A 21,387-nucleotide genomic window follows, 5' to 3' on the forward strand; every position below is an offset into this window, starting at 1 on the left:
TGTGTTCCTTATGAGTAGGAGAAAAGTCAGGCTCTGTGCCTCACATACTCATATACGGATGAGATACTGGATTGGATGCAAGAAAACGAAACTATTTTTAAAATAGTTTTGTCAACGCTGACGATGCGAAGGAGAACTCGGTGGAGTTATTGACGATGGTGGACAATAGCCCGCCGAGTTTATCTGGGAGAGACTAGATAGTCGTGACGGGCGGTTTAGATTGCCAGCCAAAAGTCGCTAGAATTTCCAGCGGATAGCGCTCTGGACGCTGATAACGCAAAATGCTTTCGCGTACCAAAGGCGAGCGTAGCCGATCGCTATGAATAATTTCATCAGCGGTGAGCCATAGGCAACGATCAATATCGTCGTCTTGCGGCTGAGTCTCGGGCTGCTCGGGTAAATCGATGGCAAAGGTAAAACGTAAAAATGGCGTATTATCGGGAGCTATCCACTGATACATTTGCAGTAGGTGCTGAGGTTGAGCACGAACTCCCGTTTCCTCCCACAATTCACGTACGGCTGCCTCTAGCAGTGTTTCATCGGCTTCCAGATGGCCAGCTGGCTGATTCCATGTAGGTTTGCCGTGGACGGTTTCTTCCACAATCAAAAAACGATCTTGCGATTGCACCACGCAGGCGACGGTAACGTGTGGTTTTAGCATATTGCTCCTTTAATCCTCAGTGTCATCAAATAAGTCTGGCCAGGTGATTTTTCCGCTCTGCTTATTAATATCAATATAAGCCACGGCAGGCGATGTTTCTGGATCGCCTGCGCCGCGGCATTGTGCAGACTGATGATCTTCGCGCACAATGATCTGAATGTTTTTTTCGTCGTTCCAGCTTTCATAGAAAGTACATTGATAGTCGTTACGCAATGCCAGCGTGATTACCCGTGATGCTTTATCCGTCGATAAGGGGTTGATATCGTCGCGATAACTATCGCCGCTGTTGAGTGGCTGCAGGCGCGATTTTTTCAGCCAACCTCGTACGATACGATGATCGGCGGTGTAATAAACGGATTCGACAAAATCATCGTCGGATTGCTCCTGTGTGGCAATCGTGTCGCCCTCAACTAAGAAAATGGCATTGCTGCGGCACTGTTCATTTGGCTTTGAGTAGAACCACGCCCGCTCGCTTCCCTGTATTTGGTAATGATTATCCGACGCGGGAGCCATGCTTTTACGCGTCGGCATCGTGCTATTCGCCCACTTTTGGCATGCAGGGGGCACAGGCAATGGATTTGCTAGCGGTACTAACCCTACGGCGATGATCCAACCGGTGGCAAATACGCCTTTGGCATCACGATAGCGGACATAGTAAAACGGTCGCTTTGATGCGTCGTCTATGCCTCCAGATTCGGTATACCGTACTGAGTCCCTGAGTATTTCTACTGTATTGCCGTGCACTAAAAATGCAGGAAGTTGGCAGTCAGAAGCGGGGGCAGAGTAAAAGTGTAGCCGAGTATCGCTTGCTTTCACCTGAGCAGCGTCATTGCGGTAACTCGCTTCTCCGGCGGCCATTCCGGCGATAGCGTCACAATCCGTTTGGGCAAAACAGAGTGACGATATGCCGCATAACACTATTGCAACGAGAGTGCGTTGATACATATCTTTATCTTCCATGACAAACGCGAAGGCCAAAATCACCCGCGGTATTATGGAGAAAGTTAACCTTCAGCAGTCGCATGGCGTGACAATATTTTGTCGTGCACAGAACTACGCCGGCATCTCCCGCCATTCTCCGTTAGCCAGATTGTCCAGAGTGTAGTCGCCCATCGAATACCGGATTAGGCGTAATGTAGGGAAACCGATGTGTGCGGTCATTCGGCGCACTTGTCGGTTACGTCCTTCGAACAGTATAACTTTTATCCATGCGGTAGGAATTGATTTCCGTTCGCGGATCGGGGGATTACGTGGCCATAGCCATTCTGGCTCAGCAACGATTTCTATACCGGCGGGCAGCGTCATGCCATCTTTCAGTTCAAGTCCTTGGCGGAACTGTGCCAAAGCAGCGTCATCTGGCACGCCTTCCACCTGAACATAATAGACTTTCCCTGTTTTCTGACCTGGCTGGGTGAGTTGGGCCTGCAACTTACCATCGTTGGTTAACACCAATAGGCCTTCGCTGTCGCGATCGAGTCGACCAGCGGCATATACGTCAGTTAAAGGGATAAAGTCTTTCAAAGTGGAGCGTCCAGCCTCATCGGTGAACTGTGGTAAAACATCAAAAGGCTTATTGAATATAACCACCTTTCGTGGCCCGCGAGGGCGCTTAACCGCCGCAGCAGAACGAGTGCTGAATCGGTTAACTTTGTGATTTCTAACAGGGAATTTTGACATAGTATTCATCATGACGAATGGTAGAAACATTATAACTGAAATCGTATTCCGATTGGCTACGGACAATATTTCAAGTAATATTGACAGGTATCTTACATTGCATTAACAAAAGGCGGCATTTTTTACAATTTACGCCTTAGCTAAATCAAGCAGTTACCGTACAAAAAACAATAGACTCAGGTTTATGGGTAGCGAACTTTACTAAGTACTTGCGCTGAAGGAGAGGTTAATGGAAAGCAAAGTTGTTGTTCCGGCTGAAGGTAAGAAAATTACGGTTGATGCTCAGGGGAAACTGGTTGTTCCGCATAACCCGGTGATTCCGTTCATTGAAGGTGACGGTATCGGTGTTGACGTTACTCCTGCGATGATCAAAGTGGTCGACGCGGCCGTTAACAAAGCCTACAAAGGCGAACGCAAAATCTCTTGGATGGAAATCTACACCGGCGAGAAATCGACTCAGGTTTACGGCAAAGACGTATGGTTACCAGAAGAAACGCTGGATCTGATTCGTGATTACCGTGTAGCGATCAAAGGCCCTCTAACCACTCCTGTTGGCGGCGGCATTCGCTCTCTTAACGTGGCATTGCGCCAGCAGCTCGATCTGTACATCTGTCTGCGTCCAGTGCGTTACTATCAGGGCACGCCAAGCCCAGTTAAGCAGCCAGAGCTGACCGACATGGTCATCTTCCGTGAAAACTCGGAAGACATCTATGCTGGCATCGAATGGAAGGCTGACAGCGCCGAAGCCGATAAAGTGATCAAGTTCCTGCGTGATGAAATGGGCGTGAAAAAAATTCGCTTCCCAGAGCACTGCGGCATCGGCATTAAACCTTGTTCTGAAGAGGGCACTAAGCGTCTGGTTCGAGCGGCAATCGAGTATGCGATTACCAACGACCGTGATTCTCTGACGCTGGTTCATAAAGGCAATATCATGAAGTTCACCGAAGGCGCATTTAAAGACTGGGGATACCAGTTGGCGCGTGAAGAGTTCGGCGGTGAGCTGATCGATGGCGGCCCATGGGTAAAAATCAAGAACCCGAAAACGGGCAAAGACATCATTGTTAAAGACGTTATTGCTGATGCGTTCCTGCAACAGATCCTGCTCCGCCCAGCGGAGTACGACGTTATCGCGTGTATGAACCTGAACGGCGACTATATCTCCGATGCCTTAGCGGCACAGGTTGGGGGTATCGGTATCGCACCAGGGGCAAACATCGGTGACGAATGCGCGTTGTTCGAAGCGACCCACGGCACAGCACCTAAGTATGCGGGTCAGGACAAAGTGAACCCTGGTTCAATCATCCTCTCTGCAGAGATGATGCTGCGTCATATGGAATGGTTCGAAGCGGCTGACCTGATTGTTAAAGGCATGGAAGGCGCGATCGCAGCCAAGACCGTGACCTATGACTTCGAACGTCAGCTAGAAGGCGCTAAACTGCTGAAATGTTCAGAGTTTGGTGACGCGATTATTAAGCACATGTAATAATGCAAATGTAAACGGGGCTGTTAATGCCCCGTTGTTTCCTGTCGACACGCTAAAAAACTCGCGCGTAGCGGGTCTGACCAGATTTTTAATCTAAAAAGCCGTTGAAACCTCAGTAAGCAGGTCTGTACGTTAACAAGGGCGCTGCTTTCCTGCGTTCTGAATCCGCTGATACAATCACTTTCTCATTATCCCTGCCGCCTACTTGCAGTAACGGACGGGGCTGTACCGAGAGTCCAGCCGCGTGAACGGAAGCACGCCGGTATCTGTGCGGCCGTCATTGCCAGTATCTTGGCTGCAACGCTTCTGCTGTCTCTTGTTTATCAAAAATCCTTGCCAGTCAGTACAGCGCCAGTAGGCGACGTCGAGCCGTCAGGCGCGGTAAGACTCAGGCGTCCGTATACACCATGTCCTTATGGGGGATGCCGTCATCCAGATATTCACTGGACGCTGTTTTAAACCCGAATCCTTCATAGAATCTGACGAGGTGAGACTGCGCCGAGAGCTTTATCGCCTTGCGTGGCGCATGATCGTGGATAAGGGACATCGTTTCTTCCATTAGCCTGGCGCCCAGCCTCTGCCCCCTGAATGTATCATCAACAATCACCCGCGTGATTTTAGCCGCATCCGGAGAGTCATCCACATGCAGCACCCTGGCGTAGGCGACAAGCTTTTCGTTGCTGTAGCCAGCAACGTGGAGGGTACTCTCAGGCAGATCCTGTCCGTCAATATCCTGAAAAGGGCACGTCTGCTCCACGACAAAAACCGCGATGCGCAGTGCCAGAATATCATGCAGCTGCCGTGCGCTAAGGCTGCTGCCCCGCAATGCCTTCCAGCTTATTTCCATCTTTAATCCTTACATTATGACTTGAGCATTATATTACGGCCATGCCGCCCTTAACGCGTCCGACTGGCTAACACCAAAATCACCAGCAGGCCACCGAACCATCGTGATCCCCTCAGTGTAAACCACGCGGGTGCAGATAATTACCGCCCGTACTAAAAAGTACACCTATGACTTCGAATGTCAGCTAGAAGGCAGCTAAGCTGCTGAAATGTCAATGGTTTAGTAGCGCGATTATTAAGCACATATAATCGGGTAAATACTAAATATGTCAACGGGAGCCTAGTGCGACCGCTTTTTACTCAATTCCGATAGGGTATCAAATAAATAAGATTAATTAAGCTCTAAATTATCGCTTGTGATTATATAGCCTGCGTTGAAAACCTCATCTTGCCCATGATGCCATTCTTAGTTAAAGTTATTACTAAGCGTTGAATATATTGAGTATTACGCGGACGTTATTGATACAAGCATGAGATGATGGAGCTAAAATGAAGTATGTGTTTGCACTTATGCTGGGCATGGGATTATCAGGTTGTACTGCAAATGATTGGGTAGATGCTGCCAGCGGGATAATGCAAGCTACAGAGAAACAAGAACAGGATGCAAGAAACAAACGCATAAAGGCTGCTAATAAAGCCGCGGGTTACTAGTATTTAAGCAATTAATTTACTCCTCTTTCTATAGAAAGAGTTACTGGCTTTAATCGATTTTGTTGCTTGCCAGATCCTTAAGATAGTTGCCAGTTTCTACTGTCCATGGAGCGAAGCGTGGGGGTGTATCTCTGGCCAATACCATAGTCGTAATTATGGCAGTTCAAAAAGCCCCATATTTAATGCAGGATTAGACCAGCACACAGTGCCAGTGATTATTTAAAATATTTGTCCAGCGGGTCGTGATGTCTGTATTTTCTATAGAAAAATAGCCAGTAGAAAAAGCCAAGAACAGCACCTAATCCGGCGAATTTTAGGAAAAGAATTTTACGGAAGCTTAGCAGTTCTGCAAATGAGTATGAACCCCTCCATATATCAATAATGCTGCCGGTTATCACCAGATCTGTAAAAAGAGCCATCAATGGCAGGGCGATGGCATATGCAACGATGAGGTAGAAAAGAGACGCTAGTCTGAGTTTGGTGTCTATATGCATTGTTTCCCTCCTGACAAATTAAACGGGAGGATAGCACAGTCAATCCACCGTACCGCTAGTAGGAATAACAGTGCTCAAACTTGCGGTTGAATGGCAACGTTCCGGTTTAGTAGCAAAACAAAAGAAACCGTTCACTACGACGGTTTCTTTTAAATTTAACGGGTTGTTATTTAACGCAGATTATCTGGAAAATTCTCCGGCAATTCACTCGCCGCGCAGGCAATCACATCATCATTATTCGCACCGCAGTCACGAATAAAGGTGATGGTGGCAAATTCATCAATAACCTCCGTCGGATAAGCCGGACCAGTATCACGGTACTGATTCATCAGCGGAATATGGTCATTCTGGAAACAAACCGTTTTTTCGGGGTTATTCATCACCCAACGTGGGAAGAAAATAGTGCCATGGAAGAGTTTATCCCCCAGGTTGACAATTAAGCTCACATCCGTCCCGGTTGGCTCCGTCCAGGATATTTTGTAAATATCCTTACCCACGCGGACAATATAAGCCCGCTGATCTTTGACCCAACGATTCCCTACCAAACCGCTGTGAATACGGTAGTCCAAGGTTTGTTCATTTTTGACATAAATTTCGTAGTTCCAGCCGTTATCGTAGGTGTACACCAGATGTTTACCGACAAAACCGCTTAAATCATGTTTATCAAAGTTGCTCATTTCAGGTCTCCTCTGTTCGATAAAATTAGTCTAATGCTTTAATATTTTGATGAATAGCGCTAATTTATGATGATATTAATCTAATAAGTGAATCATTATGAATAGAACCACGTTGGAACAATGGGCAATTCTGGATTGTGTCTTCACCACCGGAAGCTTTGCACGTGCCGCCGATACGCTACACCGAAGCCAGTCTTCTATTAGCTATAATCTCGCGCAACTCCAGACGCTACTGGGCGTGACGCTGTTGGTTCCAGAAGGGCGCCGTACTGTATTAACCCCAACCGGGGTCACGCTGCTGCGCCAAGTACGCCCACTCCTGAAAACATTTAGTTATGTGGAGGCTCAGGCAGCGACTCTGCAAGAAGGGATGCGATCGCAGCTTAATTTGGTGGTGGACGTTATCTATCCTCGGGAGCGCCTATTCTCTGCTCTGCAACAATTCCAACAACGCTGGCCGCATATTCGGGTGAGGCTAACGGAAGTCACAGAGAGCATGTTCCCCACCATGCCCGCAGTGGACGATGCTGACGTGATGATCGTGACCGACCGGCAAAATATTACCGGCCGGGGAGAGTGGCTAATGAACGTGGATTTTATTGCCGTGGCACATCGCGATCATCCGCTGCTGTCGGTATCCGGCACGTTGACCGAAGCACTACTCGGCAATTGGCCACGGGTACAAATAGCAGATGGCGGTAAAACGGCCTCAGGGGATAGCCATAACTGGGATTTCTCCACTCTGGATGCGGCGGCAGGCGCTGTCGTGGCCGGTCTTGGATATGGCTGGCTGCCGCAGGCCTATATTCACCAACAATTGGCGGCAGGCATACTGAAACCATTGCCCCTCAGCCACGGCACCCACCGTGTCACGCCTTTACACATCATCCTGCGTCAGGATGTTCCGCCGGATGAACCGGTCAGTTTCCTAATATCAGCCCTGAAAACGGCGCTGTAAACCACACCGCCACATGCGGCGCGCCTGTGCGCTCTTGATTACAGGCTTTACCTCTGTGCAACCGCATCCGGCATTGAGAACCATCTGGTGGCAGCGTCGATAAACACCTCTACAATCTGGCATAGCCTCAAGGAATACAGGTATAATCCCGTAAATTATTCAACGGATTTAGACAGCAAAATGACAAAACTCACCTTACAAGAGCAGATGCTAAAAGCGGGATTAGTGACCAGCAAAAAAATGGCCAAAGTCCAGAAAACGGCTAAAAAATCACGGGTGCAGGCGCGTGAAGCAAGAGAAGCGGTAGAAGAGAATAAGAAAGCACAGCTTGAGCGTGATAAACAGCTCAGCGAGCAACAAAAGCAGGCCGCTTTGTCTAAAGAATATAAAGCTCAGGTGAAACAGCTTATTGAAATGAACAAAATCGACATTTCAAAAGGCGATATTGGCTTCAATTTCACAGACAATAACGTCATTAAAAAAATAGAGGTGGATAAGGTCACACAAGCCCAGCTGATTAGCGGTCGCCTCGCCATTGCCCGTTTGGTGATTGATAGCAGCGGGGAGAGCCAGTATGCAATCATTCCCGCGAGCGTCGCTGATAAAATTGCCCAGCGAGATGCGAGCAGTATCGTATTAAATAGTGCACTGAGTCAGGAAGAGCAGGATGAAGACGATCCGTATGCTGATTTTAAAGTGCCTGATGATTTGATGTGGTAATTAACGTTTTACTGGTGCTCATATATGAAAAGTCCTTCTGGGCTTTTCATTACATTTTTATGCCCAGCGAGTTCAAGGCAAACACAGATTCATTCTGGATAGCTAGCCGCATAGGCCAGAGATGTCAGAATTTCATCTCAAATGCGGGTACCTGTCTGCGATTTTCAGTCTCGTAAACCAAATACATAGTCTGCGCAGCCATTGTGCTTTACACTGCGCGCTGTAAAAACTGAGTAGATAAACAATTAAGTAGGCGATAATGGCGATGAATGGAACGATCACAACGTGGTTTAAAGATAAAGGTTTTGGATTTATCAAAGATGAAAACGGTGATAACCGCTATTTTCATGTGATTAAGGTCGCCAATCCTGATCTGATTAAGAAAGATGCGGCGGTGACTTTCGAGCCCACCACGAATAACAAAGGCTTATCGGCTTATGCGGTAAAAGTTATACCGGAAAGTAAATATATCTATATTGCAGGCGAGCGGCTTAAGCTTACCTCAATCAAATCCTATCTGGTTTATAGCGAAGAAGTGCCTGCGGATAGCCGTATTGATAAAGAGAATACGGTGCTGTCTGTGGGGATATTGATGAATAATATCAAGCCGAAATCAGCCGCTAAACCAGATGAAATGCGTACGCTGAAAAAACTGGCGATCACAACCTTCCAAGGAGAGACGCTGATCTTCTCAGAAGATGAGATAGATGTGGACGCCACGGTGAAATTGTTGAAAGTCTGAAATAATTCAGGCTGCACCTGTGCCGGAGTTCAATGCCATTTACTAGGAGAATTCCGGCACCACTTGCTGATTACAGAGTGATTAGCTATACCATTTCTCACAAAATTACATTGCATTATTTTTTTGAACAGATATTATTCTAACTTATTAATTTAGCTAATTAAAATAAACAATCACATGAAACTCTTCTTTGTTTTTTTATATCTAATTTCAAATATAAATAGTGATTTAAGAAAGTCATGGGAAACTGAAATATTAAAAGGGAAATATAAGTTTTCTTGGCTAAGGCTATTTAAAGAGTATAGGAAGTCTAAAAAAAGTACAAATATGAATGCGATTTTCTGGTTTTGGTGGAGATTAGCAAATGCGATGTATCTCAGTGGCAATCGAAATTATAAAAAAGTAGCAAAAAGAATAAATAGAGACCTAATTTCAAACTTCAATGTGGATATAATGCTAGGGGCTATTATTGGAGACAATCCTTGGATAAATCATTTCTCGAATGTTGTGATAACAAATTTTGCGGTCATTGGGGATAATGTATCTATTAAACAAGGTGTTACCATTGGAGTGAAAAATATAAATGGAAGTCACTATTCAATAAATATTGGTAATAATGTCGATATTGGTGCTAATGCATGTATTATATCTGATGTTATTAAGATAGGTAATAATGTAACAATCGGAGCTCAAGCTCTGGTGTTATCAGATATACCAGATAATTCAATTTATATAAATAAAATAACTCCGGTTTTACTGCAGAAGAAACTCTGATGTTGTGATAAAACGAGATATTCATGAATGTATCTGAATGATTAAATGGATGTTTTCGAGCTAGGTATTTTTCTGCAGGCTGACGTTGGCTAATCAAGACAAGCCTCCGTACGAAATATTTAACTCCTTTCTAATCAGAACTTTCCTTCTACGTCGCTGGTTATCTCACTAGCGACCTCTTTTCATAACTGAAACCAAGCATTATACTGTATGCATATACATATATTGGTTTGACGTTATGAAATTTTATCCAGCCACCGTTTCCCAGCAGGCAATCCCACTGCCTCTCTATGACGATCGTGTACCTGCCGGTTTTCCAAGCCCCGCCGCGGATTACATCGATAAGCCTATTGATCTAAATGAGCTGCTGATTGCACATCCCGCCGCGACCTATTTTGTTCGTGTCGCTGGAGACTCGATGGTAGGGATCGGTATTTTTGACGGCTCGTTATTGCTGGTGGATTCGAGTATCAGGCCTAAGCACAACGACATTATCATTGCGTGTCTTGGTGGTGAGTTCACCGTAAAACGCTATGTCACGCACCCTAGAACGAGGCTTCTGGCTGAAAATCCCGCTTACCCGCCGATTGAGCTTCACGAGGGGGAGGATCTCGAAACATTTGGTGTAGTGAAATTTGTAATTAATGAGGCGCGATAGTGTTTGCTCTTGTTGACGTCAATAGTTTTTATGCCAGCTGTGAGACGGCGTTTCGCCCCGATTTACGTGGCCAGCCTATCGTTGTTCTATCGAATAATGATGGCTGTGTGATCGCTCGTTCCGTTGAGGCCAAAAAGCTCGGCATCACTATGGGGACGCCATACTTCAAACTGCGTCAGCTATGTGAACAACACGGCGTCCATGTGTTTAGTAGCAATTATTCTTTGTATGGTGACATGAGTCGACGGGTTATGTCCTTGCTTGAAGAGATGGCTCCGCAGGTGGAATTGTATTCGATCGACGAGGCATTTCTGGATCTGCGAGGTGTGAATCATTGCCGAGATCTTGACGGCTATGGGCGTGAGATTCGAGAGCAAATTTGGTGGGGAACCCATCTCACCGTGGGAGTAGGGATTGCCCCAACCAAAACGCTGGCGAAATTGGCTAACCATGCGGCGAAACAATGGGGTAAGACCGGTGGTGTTGTTGTTTTGACCAACGAACTGCGGCAGAGAAAATTGATGGCTCTCATGCCAGTGGAAACGATTTGGGGTGTTGGCAGAAGGCTATCTAAATCGCTGCGAACAATAGGGGTTGATACAGCACTAAAATTGGCTGATATGAATTTAGCCTATGTACGACGTAATTACAGCGTAGTTCTTGAGAGAACGGTGCGTGAATTACGAGGTGAATCATGTTTGGGCATTGAGGAGATGCTTCCCACGAAGCAACAGATTCTATGTAGTCGCAGCTTTGGTCATCACATTACTGAGTATCAGGATATGAAAGAGGCTATCTGTAGCTATGCAGAAAGGGCCGCTGAAAAGCTCAGAGGAGAAAGTCAATTCTGCAAGCATGTGAGCGCCTTCATTAAAACATCACCATTTGCGGAACGGCATCCTTATTACGGAAATTCAGCATCGGCCCAGCTCGAAACGCCCACCAATGACACGCGAGATATCGTCAAGCAGGCGCTCGCCTGTTTAGCGAAAATTTGGCAGCCAGATAAGCGTTATCAAAAAGCGGGGGTCGTGCTTGGTGATTTTTATGATCAAGGAGTCTTACAACTCAACTTGTTTGATGAGTTCGGCCCCAAGCCAAATAGTGAAGCGCTAATGAACGTTCTCGACGAGATAAATAAGAAAGGTCGCGGGAGGGTGTGGTTTGCCGGACAAGGCATTCAAAAAGGCTGGCAGATGAAGCGAAGTATGCTTTCGCCAGCCTATACAACGAGATTTAGCGATCTCCCTATTGTTATGGCTCACTAGTGAATCCCCTGATAGTGATAAAATAGGGCCGTGAGCACTCTACGTTGGCTTAGTGAGATCGAATTATTGCTTACCAAAGCGCCACATAATGAAGTGCAATATTCCCATTGAACCATGTGCGACGATATAGAACTCAATAAGTCCTGTAAGGGATTTGTGGATATCCTTCATATCTACGGCCCACGCTGAATTGAGTCTCCATAAAACAAACCATGTAAAGCCTGAGATAACGACGAGTGATAAGGCTCCTAGGCCCAAGCCCTGTACGCAGGTAGCCAGACCTCTAGGTTCACTTTCAGGCAGTTTGAAACGGGTTATCGTTTTTAGATCGCGTCTGATTTGGGTGAAATCGCCCCACAGATAGGGATAGAAATAACGAAAACCTCGGGTTGCTAAGCAATAGACGACCAGCGCGACGCATAAACATAGTAAAGCAATTCCGATGGCAATATGCATCCACGTGAAAAACTCAGTCAACAGATCGGAGCGAACTTGCTGCGTTGGTGTAAACCCCATGCCATTGCTATTGAGTATTTGAGTGATAACAAGAATTGCAATGGCTATGTGCAGGCATCGCAAAAAGAACTTTTGATATAGACCTAAGAAATGCCAAAAGCTACCTATTAACGTTGATATAGACATTTGATTTCCACGCTAGCCAGACTCGATATGGGGTAATCTTATATACTAAACATTAAGGTAAACTTAGGTGCATCTGATATAGCCAATTAAATATCACTTTTGTCTAAATAGTTAACACTGTGTCATGATCCCTTTGAGTAATGACAACTATTATTGTTTAGCTGATGATGGCTGCTAAAAGTTTCGACTTAAGCAGCCAGCGGCTTCTTATGCTTAGCGCCCTCAGATAACGATGCCGTTAGCTGGATTATATGAGGCCGGCGAGAAGTTGATTAATGAATTACAAAGTATGATGCCAATGCCACTATTGAACAGCATCTCGCTGGTTTTGGGCTGAGTGGTAATAATGAAATGTTTATATGAGGAGGGCACATGCCTACGTTTTTGACGAGTTTTATCTTTGATAAAAAAGAGTACGACGACGAGTTTTATGCTCTGGACGCAAAAATTGAGGCGTTCACTCAGGCGACACCGGGGTTTATTGGCATGGAGTCCTATGCAGATCCTAAAACTGGCCGTGTGATCAATAATTACTACTGGAGTAGTCGAAGTGCAATGGAGTTATTGATGAAAAACGTTGAGCACCTGAAGGCTAAAGAGCTCAGCGGTAAGTGGATCGCGGGATACCAAGTCATTATCGCTAAAATTGAAGGTGCCCATAATGACAATATGAGCCATCCATTGTCAGAGATTAAAATGCGTTATCAAGGTGAACAATAGGGGGCAGTCTGGCGTGGGATCGTTAAGGCTTACTATAACCAAAAGATTTCTGGCGAGAGTTTCTAACGGATGCCCGTGTGTTGAACATTGTTTCTGTTCTGCGTAGGCAAAAGACGCAGAACAGGGCGTTGTGCGGCTCTCAAGATTATTCAATGGTGCTAACGTGATTGTCTAACTTCGGCAAAGGATGTTTTGCCCGCGAACATAGCGCGATCCCACCAATAATGAAAAGGGCACTTATTCCATGATAGGTATGCAGAGGCGAATGCAGGAATAGCAGGCTAAATACGCCGCCGCTGAGTGGTATCAGATGTGAGAATATCTCCCCACGCGTTGCACCGATAGTGGTAATTCCTTTGTTCCATAGCAAATAGGAGAGCCAAGAAGGAAAAATGATCAGATAGAACAGTCCACTTAAAAACGTTGGTTGAGTATAAGCACTCATATCGGGAAGACCGTTTTCCGCTATGCTGATGAGCAATACAGGAATCAAAACGAGAGCACCTAATACCGCGCTGACGGTTACAAAAGCATTGCCTCTCACCTCGGCAGGTTTTATACGTAAGAATGCGCAATAAATAGCCCAACTGATGGCAGAGCCCATGGTCCACAAGTCTCCTCGGTTGAGTTTTTTCAATATATCCGCGTGAGCAATATCTCCCTGTAAGATTAACCAGATAACGCCTAGTGAACTTAAGGCTACGCCGGCGATATTTCGACTAGATATATGCTCTCTGAAAATAAAGCGATTTATCAGTAATACCATCGCGGGTGTGGTTTATAAATAGATAGCGGCATTAAGCGATGACGTGTATTGCAGACCGATATAGAGAGTTAGCGGAAATAATACTTGTCCGCAAAGAGCAAGGAATACAATGGTACTAAATGATTTTTTCATCGCTGGCCACTGCGCTTTTACCTGGCGAAAATAGAGCGCAAGCAATAATAAAGCGGTGAAAATCCAGCGTGCCGCAGATAGAACGATGGGGTCTGCATGGGCGACTAATAAATGTCCAACAACGTAGTTTCCGCCCCAGAAACAGGCCGCTAGGCTGAGTAGAAAGTAAGGCATAAATGCTCCAATAACGGGATGAATTTGTTACTGAAACAAGGTTACTGCGCATGCCATATGGGATGCTAATATAAACTTTCCATCCATCGGTATAGATTAAAACTATGAACTTTACGCTGAGGCAACTTGAGTTTTACATTGCGTTGGCTGAGACGTTGCAGATATCCAAAGCGGCCAGCCGATGTCATATCTCTCAGTCGTCAATGACGGTGTCGATGCGTAATCTGGAAGACGCGCTCAATAGCCAGTTATTTATACGACATCCAAAGGGCGTGAGTTTAACTTCAGCCGGCGAACGTTTTCTTAGCCATGCGCGTAAAATTATCGCTGACAGCCACGCTGCGCTGGAGGAGTTACATAATCAACCTGAGCTAGCTTCAGGTACAGTGCGTATTGGGCTGGCTGAAACGCTTTCTGCATATCTGATACCGACGATTCTGAGTGATATCCAAAACCGTTTCCCGTTGATGGAAATTATTTTTGAAGAGGCGACATCACCGGTGCTGGTCAATGCGCTACGGGAAAACCAGCTCGATTTTTGCTTGTTATTGACGTCGAATATTAAGCACGATGACGATCTGAAGATTGAAACTTTTATCCGTTCCCCCAGAAAACTATGGACGCCGATTGGACATCCATTGCAGAGCCAATCCGTGGTTAATCTTAGCGATGTTGAGAAAAGCCCATTTCTGCTGCTGATAACAGATGAATATCCGGAAGTGATTCAGGACTATTGGCAGGCGCGTGGCTGTGTGCCCGATATTCAATTTAGAACCAACTCGTTTGAGGCGATTCGCAGTCTAGTGGCTCAGGGTAAAGGCGTCACAATTTTGTCCGATCTCGTTTATCGACCTTGGTCACTGGAGGGGCTTCGGGTTATGCGCCGAACAATCGACGACTGTGTTACCTATATGGATGTTGGCGTTGTAAGCACATTATCCAAGCCTTTTTCTCCTGATTGTCAGCGGTTGGTGGATTTTCTACGCCAGAGGATTACTCGTCTGAATTAAGCCAGCAAATGTCTCGGCATCATCATCTCGATATTGAAAACGGGGCAGATGTAAAAACTATTCACAAAGTGAATTAACTTAATATTTGCAGGTTCCCCAGCATTTTTGCCGAAAAAAACGCGATATGATCTTGACCCGTTTTACAGTCGGAGATGCGATGAGGCTACTCAAAGAGATTTTTCGCAGTCGGTTAGTAGGATATTTAGTGGGGCTGCTCGCGGCTATTGCGTTTGGCTTCAACCCTATTGAAGTACCCGAAGAGGATGAGAAACTTACGCGTGATAAATAGAGAATCTGTTTAGAAGGCCACCATCAGGTGGCCTTTAACATTTCAGGCGAGTGGCGCCATCGAGATCAGCTCACCATTTTATTATAAACAAAGAACTGTGTATCTCGTACGTAACCCTCTTTTTCGTATAGCGCCTGAGCTCGCACATTGTCAGTTGCGGTGCTCAGCATGATAAACGCAGAATCGGTTTCGGTTGCAAGCTGGTCAGCTCTTGCTAACAGCATCTGAGCCACACCTTCTTTTCTTGCTTCAGGCGCGACAAAGAGATCATACAACAGCCAAATGCGTTTCATCTCCAGCGAGCAGAACAGTGGATATAGCTGAGCGAACCCTACTGGCATCCCGTCTTTTTCCACAAAATAGATGACTGACTCATGATTTCTCATTCTCTCCGTGAGAAATTTTTCAGCTTTTTCGGCGGATTCATCGACCTGATAAAATGCTCTGTAACCAAGATAGAGCGGAAGGATTTTTTGTACGTCTTGCAACTGTGCTGTGAATAGTTTCATGGAAATAATTCCTTCTTTGGATGTTATGAGAAGGATAGCGCCGCCATTTAGTTTACGTTAGTGATAGTCAATAAATGTAATTTTATGCGTTCGCTTGGCGGGGAACCACGTAAAGACCAATGCACATATTAGATAGGCGCGTCAGCCGTTTATTTCGAAACGAACGAATAGACTTAGCGGCTAATTCTACAGGGAAAACAGACAATAATTTTTTCTCCGTTGCCGCTAAAAGCATCTACGCTTGATTAGAAAGTAGCTTCCAGAATCAGTAATTCTACTCACAGACAGTGTGGATGAAATAATGGCGACAGTGACGATTTTGCATAGCAGAAATGAGCCGTCAGAGATGGTTTCACTCGAACAGATTTACAGGCGGGCTGATTTGCTGATGTTTTTTTTGGTATGGGGCCTATTGATTATCTCGGCGGGTGTCGGCTGGTATTACGATCATTTGGCTACCGCCCTCATCGTGGGCAGCATATTGGCCTTTAGTTCATCGTTGATAAAATTTCTTTTCCCCGGCAAATTAATCACTCGCTTATTCTTTGCCTTCATCCTGCTCGCTTTTGCCGCCTTACTTATCCAATTAGGTGAAGGGGAGACAGAATTCCACTTCTCGGTGTTTGTGCTACTTTCCGCACTGTTGGCGTACCGCGATTATCGCCCTTTACTAATAGGGGCGGCGACGGCGGCGGTTCACCATCTATTGTTTAACTACCTACAGGAAAATGATCTCTATGGCATTGTATGCTTTATGCATCCAGGGCTACACATGGTGATTTTTCACGCATTATTCGTGGTGGCGCAAACAGCAATGCTGATTTTTATTGCGGTGAATATGGCGCGTGATGCGCGTTCTGCAAGTGAGGTCGCTCAGTTAGCCGCGCATATTAATCGCGAGTCAGGCTGTTTAACGCTCGATAATGAGGAACCTATAAACCATTCACCTTTTGCGCGAACATTTAGCACAACGTTGAACACCATGCGTCATACCCTTGCTCAAGTGAGCCGTGGGATTTCAATGGTGCAGGGTGGGTCAGAAAGTCTGATGAGACAAAATTCCGCGCTGTCACAGCGTACAGAGGAGCAAGCTTCGGCTCTTGCCGTGGTGGCGAGCGCGATGGAACAGCTAACGTCTGTTTCCGCACACACCAGTGAAAAAACGCTGTTGGCACAGGAACTTTCAGCGAAAGTCACTGCGGTGGCCGCTTGCGGCGGCGAGAGTATCACCTCGGCTATCCACACGATGGCACAGATCAAAGAGGAGTCTCTGCGCATTGGCAATATTCTGGAGATTATCGATGGCATTGCCTTCCAAACCAACATTCTTTCGCTAAATGCTTCGGTAGAGGCGGCTCGCGCAGGCGAGCATGGTAAAGGATTCTCCGTCGTGGCGACTGAAGTCAGAATGCTCGCATTGAGCTGTGAAAATGCAGCCAAAGAGATACGGCAATTGATTGCTGTATCAATGGATTGTACCCAAAAAGGGTCGAGTCAAGTAGCGGTGGCAGGGGAAACGATGCAGGAAGTGATGCGGGCTATTGGCCGTTTGGCGCAGTTGGTAGATGAGTTATCGACCATGAGTGTTCAGCAGCGAGCCAGTATTTCACAAATGCATACCAGTATTACAAGTATCGATGCCAGCGTGCAGGAAAATGTTAACCACGTGGCTGAGACCGTGAGAGTCGCCCAGCAGCAAGGACATCAGGCTGATGCCTTAAAGCAGGCCATTTCGGTATTTCGTTTGGCATAACGTTTCAGATTTATGGCAGACAAATATTGATGCGGAGTGTGTGATGTCAGTCATTTGCTGGAAACGGTACTGAGTTGATTGACGATAGTTAAAAACTGGCTGAATCCAGGAGTGTGTGCTGAGTGCTTGTTGTATAAGAAGTAGAACGTAATGGGCTCAAGGTGTACGCCTGCGTCGATAGCTTGGATTTTGGCTCCGCAACTTTCAGCTAATAGGCTAGAAGGCATAATACCAATAGACTCGGTGTTTTCGATAATACTTAAAAGAGCCATAACGGAATCGCTGGAGAAGATAAAGTTTCGGCCTTCAAGTATTCGTGAAAATTCAACCTGACGTCGCATGATATAAGGGATTGCCGAGTGCAGGCCACAAAACCGTTCTGCACTGAGCTCACTAAAATCTACGTTGCCTTTCAACCGTGGGTGATTAGCGCTGCACACTAAAGAGAGTGGCTCAGATGAAAAGGGGATAGAAATAACGGAATGGCTAGTGGTTGGATGAATATCAAAGATCAGGTCAGCCTGACGGTTGATTAGCAATTCATCCACTTTCATCTCTTCCGTCAAGGTGTAGTGCATAATTTCGATATTAGGAGCTTGATGCTCAAGTGCATGAATGAGTTTAGGCAGGTAGTGAGATGCGACGTAATGCGACGCGTAGATAATAAACTTTTTTTTCTTCGTTGGGTCATTGATTGTATTCAAAGATACATCAACCAAACGCATAATTTCAGCTAATTGGTCGTGTAGACTTAAACAGACTAACGTAGGTTGCAGAACATTTCCCTGACGAATGAATAGAATATCATCATAATGATTACGTATTTTTTGTAGTGACTGGCTAACAGCAGATGGTGATATGTTTAGCATTTTTGCGGCTAAGCTAACGCTCTTACAGTTAAAAATGGCTTCAAAAACAGTAAGTAAGTTAAGGTCGACGCCTCTTACACGTTTGAGGATCTGCTTGTCATTCATATTCTTCATTTGTTGCCCGCACGAATTTGATTGATTGTGTCAGTATGAATGGGATGTTCTTGACGCTCTGAACTGGCCATTCTCACGACTCTTGAACTCATGAAATAGCCTATTAATTCTAATACTATTAATATAAATATTATTGAATGAAATATGATAGATAAAAAATGTATTTTTGTGTGAAAAATACATTAATCATATGAAGCTAAAAAAACAAGAGAATATGTGGGTTTGGGACAAGGCAAAAATGGATTTTAGAGCGCCTTTAAAGAAAGGCGACTTATGTTGGAAATGATTCTGCTCACGAGTTTCTTGAGTTTTAATGTGAAACAGAACGGGAGAATAAATTAATGATTAACACGCCAGCGATAATAAACACCAGTCCAAGCATGGCTGGGAAATCGAGAGTCTGTTTGAACAGCACATAGTTGGCGCCCGCAATCAATACGATCCCCAGACAACTCCAGATAGCATAGGCAATTCCGATAGGCATCGTACGTGTCGCAATCGAAAGCATATAAAAAGCAGTGGCGTAGAGCAGAGCCATCACCAGCGTGAGTCCTGATCGTGTGAACTCTTTAGTATGAGGAAGAATGGATGTTGCAATAACTTCGCAGACAATAGCAAAGGCCAAAGCTCCGTAGGTGATGAAAACGGGGGACATCGTAAATCCTTATAAACAGTGATATTAAGCGCTAGGAGATATACCAGTTGAATCCATCGCTTGGTGAGTATAAGGCAAGAATCAACGGTTGAAAAACGATTCTAAATGATGGAATAAATAGGAAGGAAGTTTATTGATCTCGTTGAAATCAAAGATTAATGCAGTCCATATAGCTAAAAGCAATATAACGAGTCCTGTCATGGTGTTGAGTAAGAAACGCACAAAAACCTCGCATAAGGATTGCAAAAAATTCCTTGGTTCATTCTAGCAAGGTAAGTTCAATCCCGCTTCAACGACTGATAAGTTTTATTGCATTATTAACGCATTAGAAGCATAGCTTACACTGGGTAAACCCCCTTTGGGGGAAACACATGAACAAATTGAAAAAGAGTAGAGCGGATTATTAAATCGAAGAAAGCTTGTGACGTTTTCGATTAAAGCTGTAGTGACAATGTGGGCAATGCATCATTATGCTGTCTTCAATCTTGAACTCATCAAAGCGGCCTTTATGATGACATTCCTGACAGACAACAAACGCCTGCTTACTTTTAAATATATCGAGAACCTTAGTCATTAAGGCCATACATACCACCTCTTATAGTAGTTTCCATCATACCATATCTGTTCATGGCTCTCTTGGTGTTTTGTTCTATAGGTGGCTCTATTTTTAGCGTTAATTTGTGCTTTGGGTGTGAAACTGCATGATTGGTCAGCACGAAATGCACCAGATAAAAAGCGCAGACCTTTACAATATGCACATACTTGAAGGGGATGTTTTCCAACTGGAAAATCAGAATATCTTTAAAGCAATGTGAGCATGTCTTACCTAAGCATATCGATACCAACTCATATAAAGGTAAAAGACATGAGCAATAAAAATAGGCAGCTGTATGATCTGAGCGATTGGCCATTGGTTAAGGTCAGCGCAGAATTTATGTGTTTTTTAGGCAACGATTGGGTCGCTCAGACCGAACGTTTGCTTGCGCAAAATCGCCCGTTTGTACTGATATACCCTGAGGTTAATGTGGCCGCTCAACCAGATGAATCTTCCGCGGCTGTTGGGGAGAGTGCTCGTGATGCACGAACGATTATTGCCAAGTGGTTGAAAATCCACCGTAATGATTTTTCTCAGCGGTGCCGAGGTATTGTTTTGAACGCATCAGGAGAGACAGCGTCTCATCTCGTTTCGGGACTCGAACGCATGTATGGTGTGCCGGTAAAGGCAGCTAAAGCAGAACAGACCATGAATTTGGCTAAAGAAATAATGGGTATCAGCTAATCGGCTGATATTCAACGAAGAGGTTAAAAATGTCAGAGGTGATTGTCAGCGATCTTATCCAGTGGTTAGAAGGACAACTTCAGCTGAGTGAGGCCATTAAAGTGGACGCAATAGCAGCGAAAAGTGGATATTCGAAGTGGTATTTGCAGCGGGAGTTCAAGCAAAAAAAGGGACTTTCTATTGCGGAATATGTTCGCAAACGTCGTTTACATGAGGCCGCTACGCTGCTTTGTGCAAGCGAACTCCCAATTATTGATATTGCACTTAAATACGGTTTTAGCTCACAGCAAACATTTAGTCGTGTATTTAGAGCTCACTTTAATACTTCTCCTGCAAAGTTTCGTGACCAGAGATTGTATCCAAAACTTGATGAAGTCATGGAAATGAACAAAAAACACTGAGATGAAAGAATGGCCGTCGAAGAGGCGGCTTATTCCGTGACCAATATCCATATATTTAGTACGCCATCTCATCCTCAAAAAACAACCTATTTGCATGCATATTGAACTACGAACAAAGTTGGTTAATTTGCGTGCTAACTAAATAGCTAATGACGGTTGGCATTTATTAAAGAAAAGCCGATAGTTGCCGATACCTCCATCTATTAGATATTGCTCACATTTTAATGTATTTATCCGTCCGTGCCGTGCATGTTATCCCGACAAATGGAACAATCTTATTGAGGTTTATGCCGGACTTAATAAAAATAGCGAAGAAATTTATGCGGAAACACAACAAGTAAGAAAAATCTTATAGTTTGTTTGTATACTTTTTTTGTGCTTAATGTTTTCATTATGCTGGCGGATGTTAACGGAGTAATAATTATGTGCAACCTAATGAAAATAGAGGCCGTTAGCGTAGGGTCC

At 45.0% G+C, this 21,387-nt stretch carries 24 protein-coding genes and 1 pseudogene; 14 read left to right on the plus strand and 11 right to left on the minus strand.

Translation table 11 applies throughout. The features are described 5' to 3' along the window. Positions 1–193: 193 nt before the first annotated feature. From K9N75_RS10760 to rluE, 3 genes are all read right to left on the minus strand, one after another. Positions 194–661, minus strand: coding sequence for an NUDIX hydrolase (locus K9N75_RS10760; RefSeq protein WP_039187720.1), 468 nt, complete (start codon positions 659–661; stop codon positions 194–196). Positions 662–670: 9 nt separating this feature from the next. Further along, on the minus strand, positions 671–1,606 hold the full coding sequence (locus K9N75_RS10765; protein WP_199372348.1) for a hypothetical protein: 936 nt from the start codon (positions 1,604–1,606) through the stop codon (positions 671–673). A 108-nt stretch (positions 1,607–1,714) separates the two neighbouring features. After that, positions 1,715–2,338: a 23S rRNA pseudouridine(2457) synthase RluE gene (rluE, locus tag K9N75_RS10770; protein WP_008813366.1), complete on the minus strand. Its 624-nt coding sequence runs from the start codon at positions 2,336–2,338 to the stop codon at positions 1,715–1,717. Positions 2,339–2,567: 229 nt separating this feature from the next. Between rluE and icd the strand changes: the two genes are divergently transcribed. After that, on the plus strand, positions 2,568–3,821 hold the full coding sequence (gene icd, locus K9N75_RS10775; protein ID WP_004090093.1) for an NADP-dependent isocitrate dehydrogenase: 1,254 nt from the start codon (positions 2,568–2,570) through the stop codon (positions 3,819–3,821). Between the two features lie 388 nt (positions 3,822–4,209). On the opposite strand, the gene K9N75_RS10780 is transcribed toward icd, so the two are convergent. Beyond that, positions 4,210–4,668: a GNAT family N-acetyltransferase gene (locus K9N75_RS10780; protein WP_008813367.1), complete on the minus strand. Its 459-nt coding sequence runs from the start codon at positions 4,666–4,668 to the stop codon at positions 4,210–4,212. A 488-nt stretch (positions 4,669–5,156) separates the two neighbouring features. Between K9N75_RS10780 and K9N75_RS10785 the strand changes: the two genes are divergently transcribed. Next, a complete protein-coding gene (locus K9N75_RS10785) occupies positions 5,157–5,318 on the plus strand; it encodes a hypothetical protein (RefSeq protein WP_008813368.1) in 162 nt (53 codons plus the stop codon). A gap of 215 nt (positions 5,319–5,533) precedes the next feature. Here the strand turns inward: K9N75_RS10785 and K9N75_RS10790 are convergent, their stop codons facing one another. Next, complete coding sequence (locus K9N75_RS10790; RefSeq protein WP_008813369.1) at positions 5,534–5,812, minus strand: hypothetical protein; 279 nt, start codon at positions 5,810–5,812, stop codon at positions 5,534–5,536. 170 nt (positions 5,813–5,982) lie between these two features. Then, positions 5,983–6,489 carry a phenolic acid decarboxylase gene (locus tag K9N75_RS10795; protein ID WP_008813370.1) on the minus strand — a complete coding sequence of 169 codons (507 nt, stop codon included), beginning with the start codon at positions 6,487–6,489 and terminating at the stop codon, positions 5,983–5,985. A 97-nt stretch (positions 6,490–6,586) separates the two neighbouring features. On the opposite strand from K9N75_RS10795, the gene K9N75_RS10800 reads away from it, so the two are divergent. The 6 genes from K9N75_RS10800 to umuC all read left to right on the plus strand — a co-directional run bounded on the left by K9N75_RS10800 (position 6,587) and on the right by umuC (position 11,609). Continuing rightward, positions 6,587–7,447, plus strand: a complete 861-nt coding sequence (locus tag K9N75_RS10800; RefSeq protein ID WP_008813371.1) for a LysR family transcriptional regulator — start codon at positions 6,587–6,589, stop codon at positions 7,445–7,447. 180 nt (positions 7,448–7,627) lie between these two features. Further along, positions 7,628–8,167 (plus strand): DUF2058 domain-containing protein, encoded by a 540-nt coding sequence (locus tag K9N75_RS10805; RefSeq protein WP_004090084.1) that lies wholly within the window; start codon positions 7,628–7,630, stop codon positions 8,165–8,167. Between the two features lie 259 nt (positions 8,168–8,426). Beyond that, positions 8,427–8,909: a cold-shock protein gene (locus tag K9N75_RS10810; protein ID WP_004090082.1), complete on the plus strand. Its 483-nt coding sequence runs from the start codon at positions 8,427–8,429 to the stop codon at positions 8,907–8,909. Between the two features lie 177 nt (positions 8,910–9,086). Further along, complete coding sequence (locus tag K9N75_RS10815; protein ID WP_064574090.1) at positions 9,087–9,683, plus strand: serine acetyltransferase; 597 nt, start codon at positions 9,087–9,089, stop codon at positions 9,681–9,683. Between the two features lie 238 nt (positions 9,684–9,921). Then, a complete protein-coding gene (gene umuD, locus K9N75_RS10820; protein ID WP_039186882.1) occupies positions 9,922–10,341 on the plus strand; it encodes a translesion error-prone DNA polymerase V autoproteolytic subunit in 420 nt (139 codons plus the stop codon). Continuing rightward, positions 10,341–11,609: a translesion error-prone DNA polymerase V subunit UmuC gene (gene umuC / locus K9N75_RS10825; protein ID WP_061060090.1), complete on the plus strand. Its 1,269-nt coding sequence runs from the start codon at positions 10,341–10,343 to the stop codon at positions 11,607–11,609. Before umuD ends, umuC begins: the two co-directional genes overlap by 1 nt. Before the next feature lie 63 nt (positions 11,610–11,672). On the opposite strand, the gene K9N75_RS10830 is transcribed toward umuC, so the two are convergent. Next, positions 11,673–12,251 (minus strand): cytochrome b/b6 domain-containing protein, encoded by a 579-nt coding sequence (locus K9N75_RS10830; RefSeq protein WP_039186878.1) that lies wholly within the window; start codon positions 12,249–12,251, stop codon positions 11,673–11,675. A 372-nt stretch (positions 12,252–12,623) separates the two neighbouring features. On the opposite strand from K9N75_RS10830, the gene K9N75_RS10835 reads away from it, so the two are divergent. Further along, positions 12,624–12,971: an antibiotic biosynthesis monooxygenase family protein gene (locus K9N75_RS10835; protein ID WP_008813376.1), complete on the plus strand. Its 348-nt coding sequence runs from the start codon at positions 12,624–12,626 to the stop codon at positions 12,969–12,971. 145 nt (positions 12,972–13,116) lie between these two features. Here the strand turns inward: K9N75_RS10835 and K9N75_RS10840 are convergent. Then, positions 13,117–14,043, minus strand: a pseudogene (locus K9N75_RS10840) (DMT family transporter). A gap of 104 nt (positions 14,044–14,147) precedes the next feature. Between K9N75_RS10840 and K9N75_RS10845 the strand changes: the two are divergent. Both K9N75_RS10845 and K9N75_RS22750 read left to right on the plus strand, forming a co-directional pair. After that, positions 14,148–15,053 carry a LysR family transcriptional regulator gene (locus K9N75_RS10845; protein ID WP_008813378.1) on the plus strand — a complete coding sequence of 302 codons (906 nt, stop codon included), beginning with the start codon at positions 14,148–14,150 and terminating at the stop codon, positions 15,051–15,053. Positions 15,054–15,210: 157 nt separating this feature from the next. Further along, complete coding sequence (locus K9N75_RS22750) at positions 15,211–15,342, plus strand: hypothetical protein (protein ID WP_020303774.1); 132 nt, start codon at positions 15,211–15,213, stop codon at positions 15,340–15,342. A gap of 65 nt (positions 15,343–15,407) precedes the next feature. Here K9N75_RS22750 and K9N75_RS10850 read toward each other — a convergent pair whose 3' ends face one another. Further along, positions 15,408–15,851 (minus strand): GNAT family N-acetyltransferase, encoded by a 444-nt coding sequence (locus K9N75_RS10850; protein WP_008813379.1) that lies wholly within the window; start codon positions 15,849–15,851, stop codon positions 15,408–15,410. 301 nt (positions 15,852–16,152) lie between these two features. Between K9N75_RS10850 and K9N75_RS10855 the strand changes: the two genes are divergently transcribed. Further along, positions 16,153–17,604 carry a methyl-accepting chemotaxis protein gene (locus tag K9N75_RS10855; protein ID WP_224452568.1) on the plus strand — a complete coding sequence of 484 codons (1,452 nt, stop codon included), beginning with the start codon at positions 16,153–16,155 and terminating at the stop codon, positions 17,602–17,604. Between the two features lie 50 nt (positions 17,605–17,654). On the opposite strand, the gene K9N75_RS10860 is transcribed toward K9N75_RS10855, so the two are convergent. After that, a complete protein-coding gene (locus K9N75_RS10860; RefSeq protein WP_224452569.1) occupies positions 17,655–18,587 on the minus strand; it encodes a LysR family transcriptional regulator in 933 nt (310 codons plus the stop codon). Between the two features lie 310 nt (positions 18,588–18,897). Then, positions 18,898–19,242 carry a DMT family transporter gene (locus tag K9N75_RS10865; protein WP_276530428.1) on the minus strand — a complete coding sequence of 115 codons (345 nt, stop codon included), beginning with the start codon at positions 19,240–19,242 and terminating at the stop codon, positions 18,898–18,900. Between the two features lie 865 nt (positions 19,243–20,107). On the opposite strand from K9N75_RS10865, the gene K9N75_RS10870 reads away from it, so the two are divergent. Beyond that, a complete protein-coding gene (locus K9N75_RS10870; RefSeq protein WP_224452570.1) occupies positions 20,108–20,521 on the plus strand; it encodes a hypothetical protein in 414 nt (137 codons plus the stop codon). A 29-nt stretch (positions 20,522–20,550) separates the two neighbouring features. Then, complete coding sequence (locus K9N75_RS10875; protein ID WP_008813383.1) at positions 20,551–20,922, plus strand: helix-turn-helix domain-containing protein; 372 nt, start codon at positions 20,551–20,553, stop codon at positions 20,920–20,922. Positions 20,923–21,387 lie beyond the last annotated feature (465 nt).

Origin of the sequence: Hafnia paralvei, assembly GCF_020150375.1 — a bacterium.
In the GTDB taxonomy this organism is placed as follows: domain Bacteria; phylum Pseudomonadota; class Gammaproteobacteria; order Enterobacterales; family Enterobacteriaceae; genus Hafnia; species Hafnia paralvei.

What these genes read in the sequence shown, in the direction of transcription:
- K9N75_RS10855 (WP_224452568.1), top strand. Translation starts at nt 16,153, where the DNA reads ATGGCGACAGTGACGATTTTGCATAGCAGAAATGAGCCGTCAGAGATG.
- K9N75_RS10780 (WP_008813367.1), bottom strand. Translation starts at nt 4,668, where the DNA reads ATGGAAATAAGCTGGAAGGCATTGCGGGGCAGCAGCCTTAGCGCACGG.
- K9N75_RS10765 (WP_199372348.1), bottom strand. Translation starts at nt 1,606, where the DNA reads ATGTATCAACGCACTCTCGTTGCAATAGTGTTATGCGGCATATCGTCA.
- K9N75_RS10785 (WP_008813368.1), top strand. Translation starts at nt 5,157, where the DNA reads ATGAAGTATGTGTTTGCACTTATGCTGGGCATGGGATTATCAGGTTGT.
- icd (WP_004090093.1), top strand. Translation starts at nt 2,568, where the DNA reads ATGGAAAGCAAAGTTGTTGTTCCGGCTGAAGGTAAGAAAATTACGGTT.
- K9N75_RS10760 (WP_039187720.1), bottom strand. Translation starts at nt 661, where the DNA reads ATGCTAAAACCACACGTTACCGTCGCCTGCGTGGTGCAATCGCAAGAT.
- K9N75_RS10810 (WP_004090082.1), top strand. Translation starts at nt 8,427, where the DNA reads ATGGCGATGAATGGAACGATCACAACGTGGTTTAAAGATAAAGGTTTT.
- umuD (WP_039186882.1), top strand. Translation starts at nt 9,922, where the DNA reads ATGAAATTTTATCCAGCCACCGTTTCCCAGCAGGCAATCCCACTGCCT.
- K9N75_RS10845 (WP_008813378.1), top strand. Translation starts at nt 14,148, where the DNA reads ATGAACTTTACGCTGAGGCAACTTGAGTTTTACATTGCGTTGGCTGAG.
- K9N75_RS10790 (WP_008813369.1), bottom strand. Translation starts at nt 5,812, where the DNA reads ATGCATATAGACACCAAACTCAGACTAGCGTCTCTTTTCTACCTCATC.
- K9N75_RS10795 (WP_008813370.1), bottom strand. Translation starts at nt 6,489, where the DNA reads ATGAGCAACTTTGATAAACATGATTTAAGCGGTTTTGTCGGTAAACAT.
- K9N75_RS10800 (WP_008813371.1), top strand. Translation starts at nt 6,587, where the DNA reads ATGAATAGAACCACGTTGGAACAATGGGCAATTCTGGATTGTGTCTTC.
- K9N75_RS10830 (WP_039186878.1), bottom strand. Translation starts at nt 12,251, where the DNA reads ATGTCTATATCAACGTTAATAGGTAGCTTTTGGCATTTCTTAGGTCTA.
- K9N75_RS10805 (WP_004090084.1), top strand. Translation starts at nt 7,628, where the DNA reads ATGACAAAACTCACCTTACAAGAGCAGATGCTAAAAGCGGGATTAGTG.
- K9N75_RS10865 (WP_276530428.1), bottom strand. Translation starts at nt 19,242, where the DNA reads ATGTCCCCCGTTTTCATCACCTACGGAGCTTTGGCCTTTGCTATTGTC.
- K9N75_RS10860 (WP_224452569.1), bottom strand. Translation starts at nt 18,587, where the DNA reads ATGAAGAATATGAATGACAAGCAGATCCTCAAACGTGTAAGAGGCGTC.
- K9N75_RS10875 (WP_008813383.1), top strand. Translation starts at nt 20,551, where the DNA reads ATGTCAGAGGTGATTGTCAGCGATCTTATCCAGTGGTTAGAAGGACAA.
- K9N75_RS10835 (WP_008813376.1), top strand. Translation starts at nt 12,624, where the DNA reads ATGCCTACGTTTTTGACGAGTTTTATCTTTGATAAAAAAGAGTACGAC.
- rluE (WP_008813366.1), bottom strand. Translation starts at nt 2,338, where the DNA reads ATGTCAAAATTCCCTGTTAGAAATCACAAAGTTAACCGATTCAGCACT.
- K9N75_RS10870 (WP_224452570.1), top strand. Translation starts at nt 20,108, where the DNA reads ATGAGCAATAAAAATAGGCAGCTGTATGATCTGAGCGATTGGCCATTG.
- K9N75_RS10850 (WP_008813379.1), bottom strand. Translation starts at nt 15,851, where the DNA reads ATGAAACTATTCACAGCACAGTTGCAAGACGTACAAAAAATCCTTCCG.
- K9N75_RS22750 (WP_020303774.1), top strand. Translation starts at nt 15,211, where the DNA reads ATGAGGCTACTCAAAGAGATTTTTCGCAGTCGGTTAGTAGGATATTTA.
- K9N75_RS10815 (WP_064574090.1), top strand. Translation starts at nt 9,087, where the DNA reads ATGAAACTCTTCTTTGTTTTTTTATATCTAATTTCAAATATAAATAGT.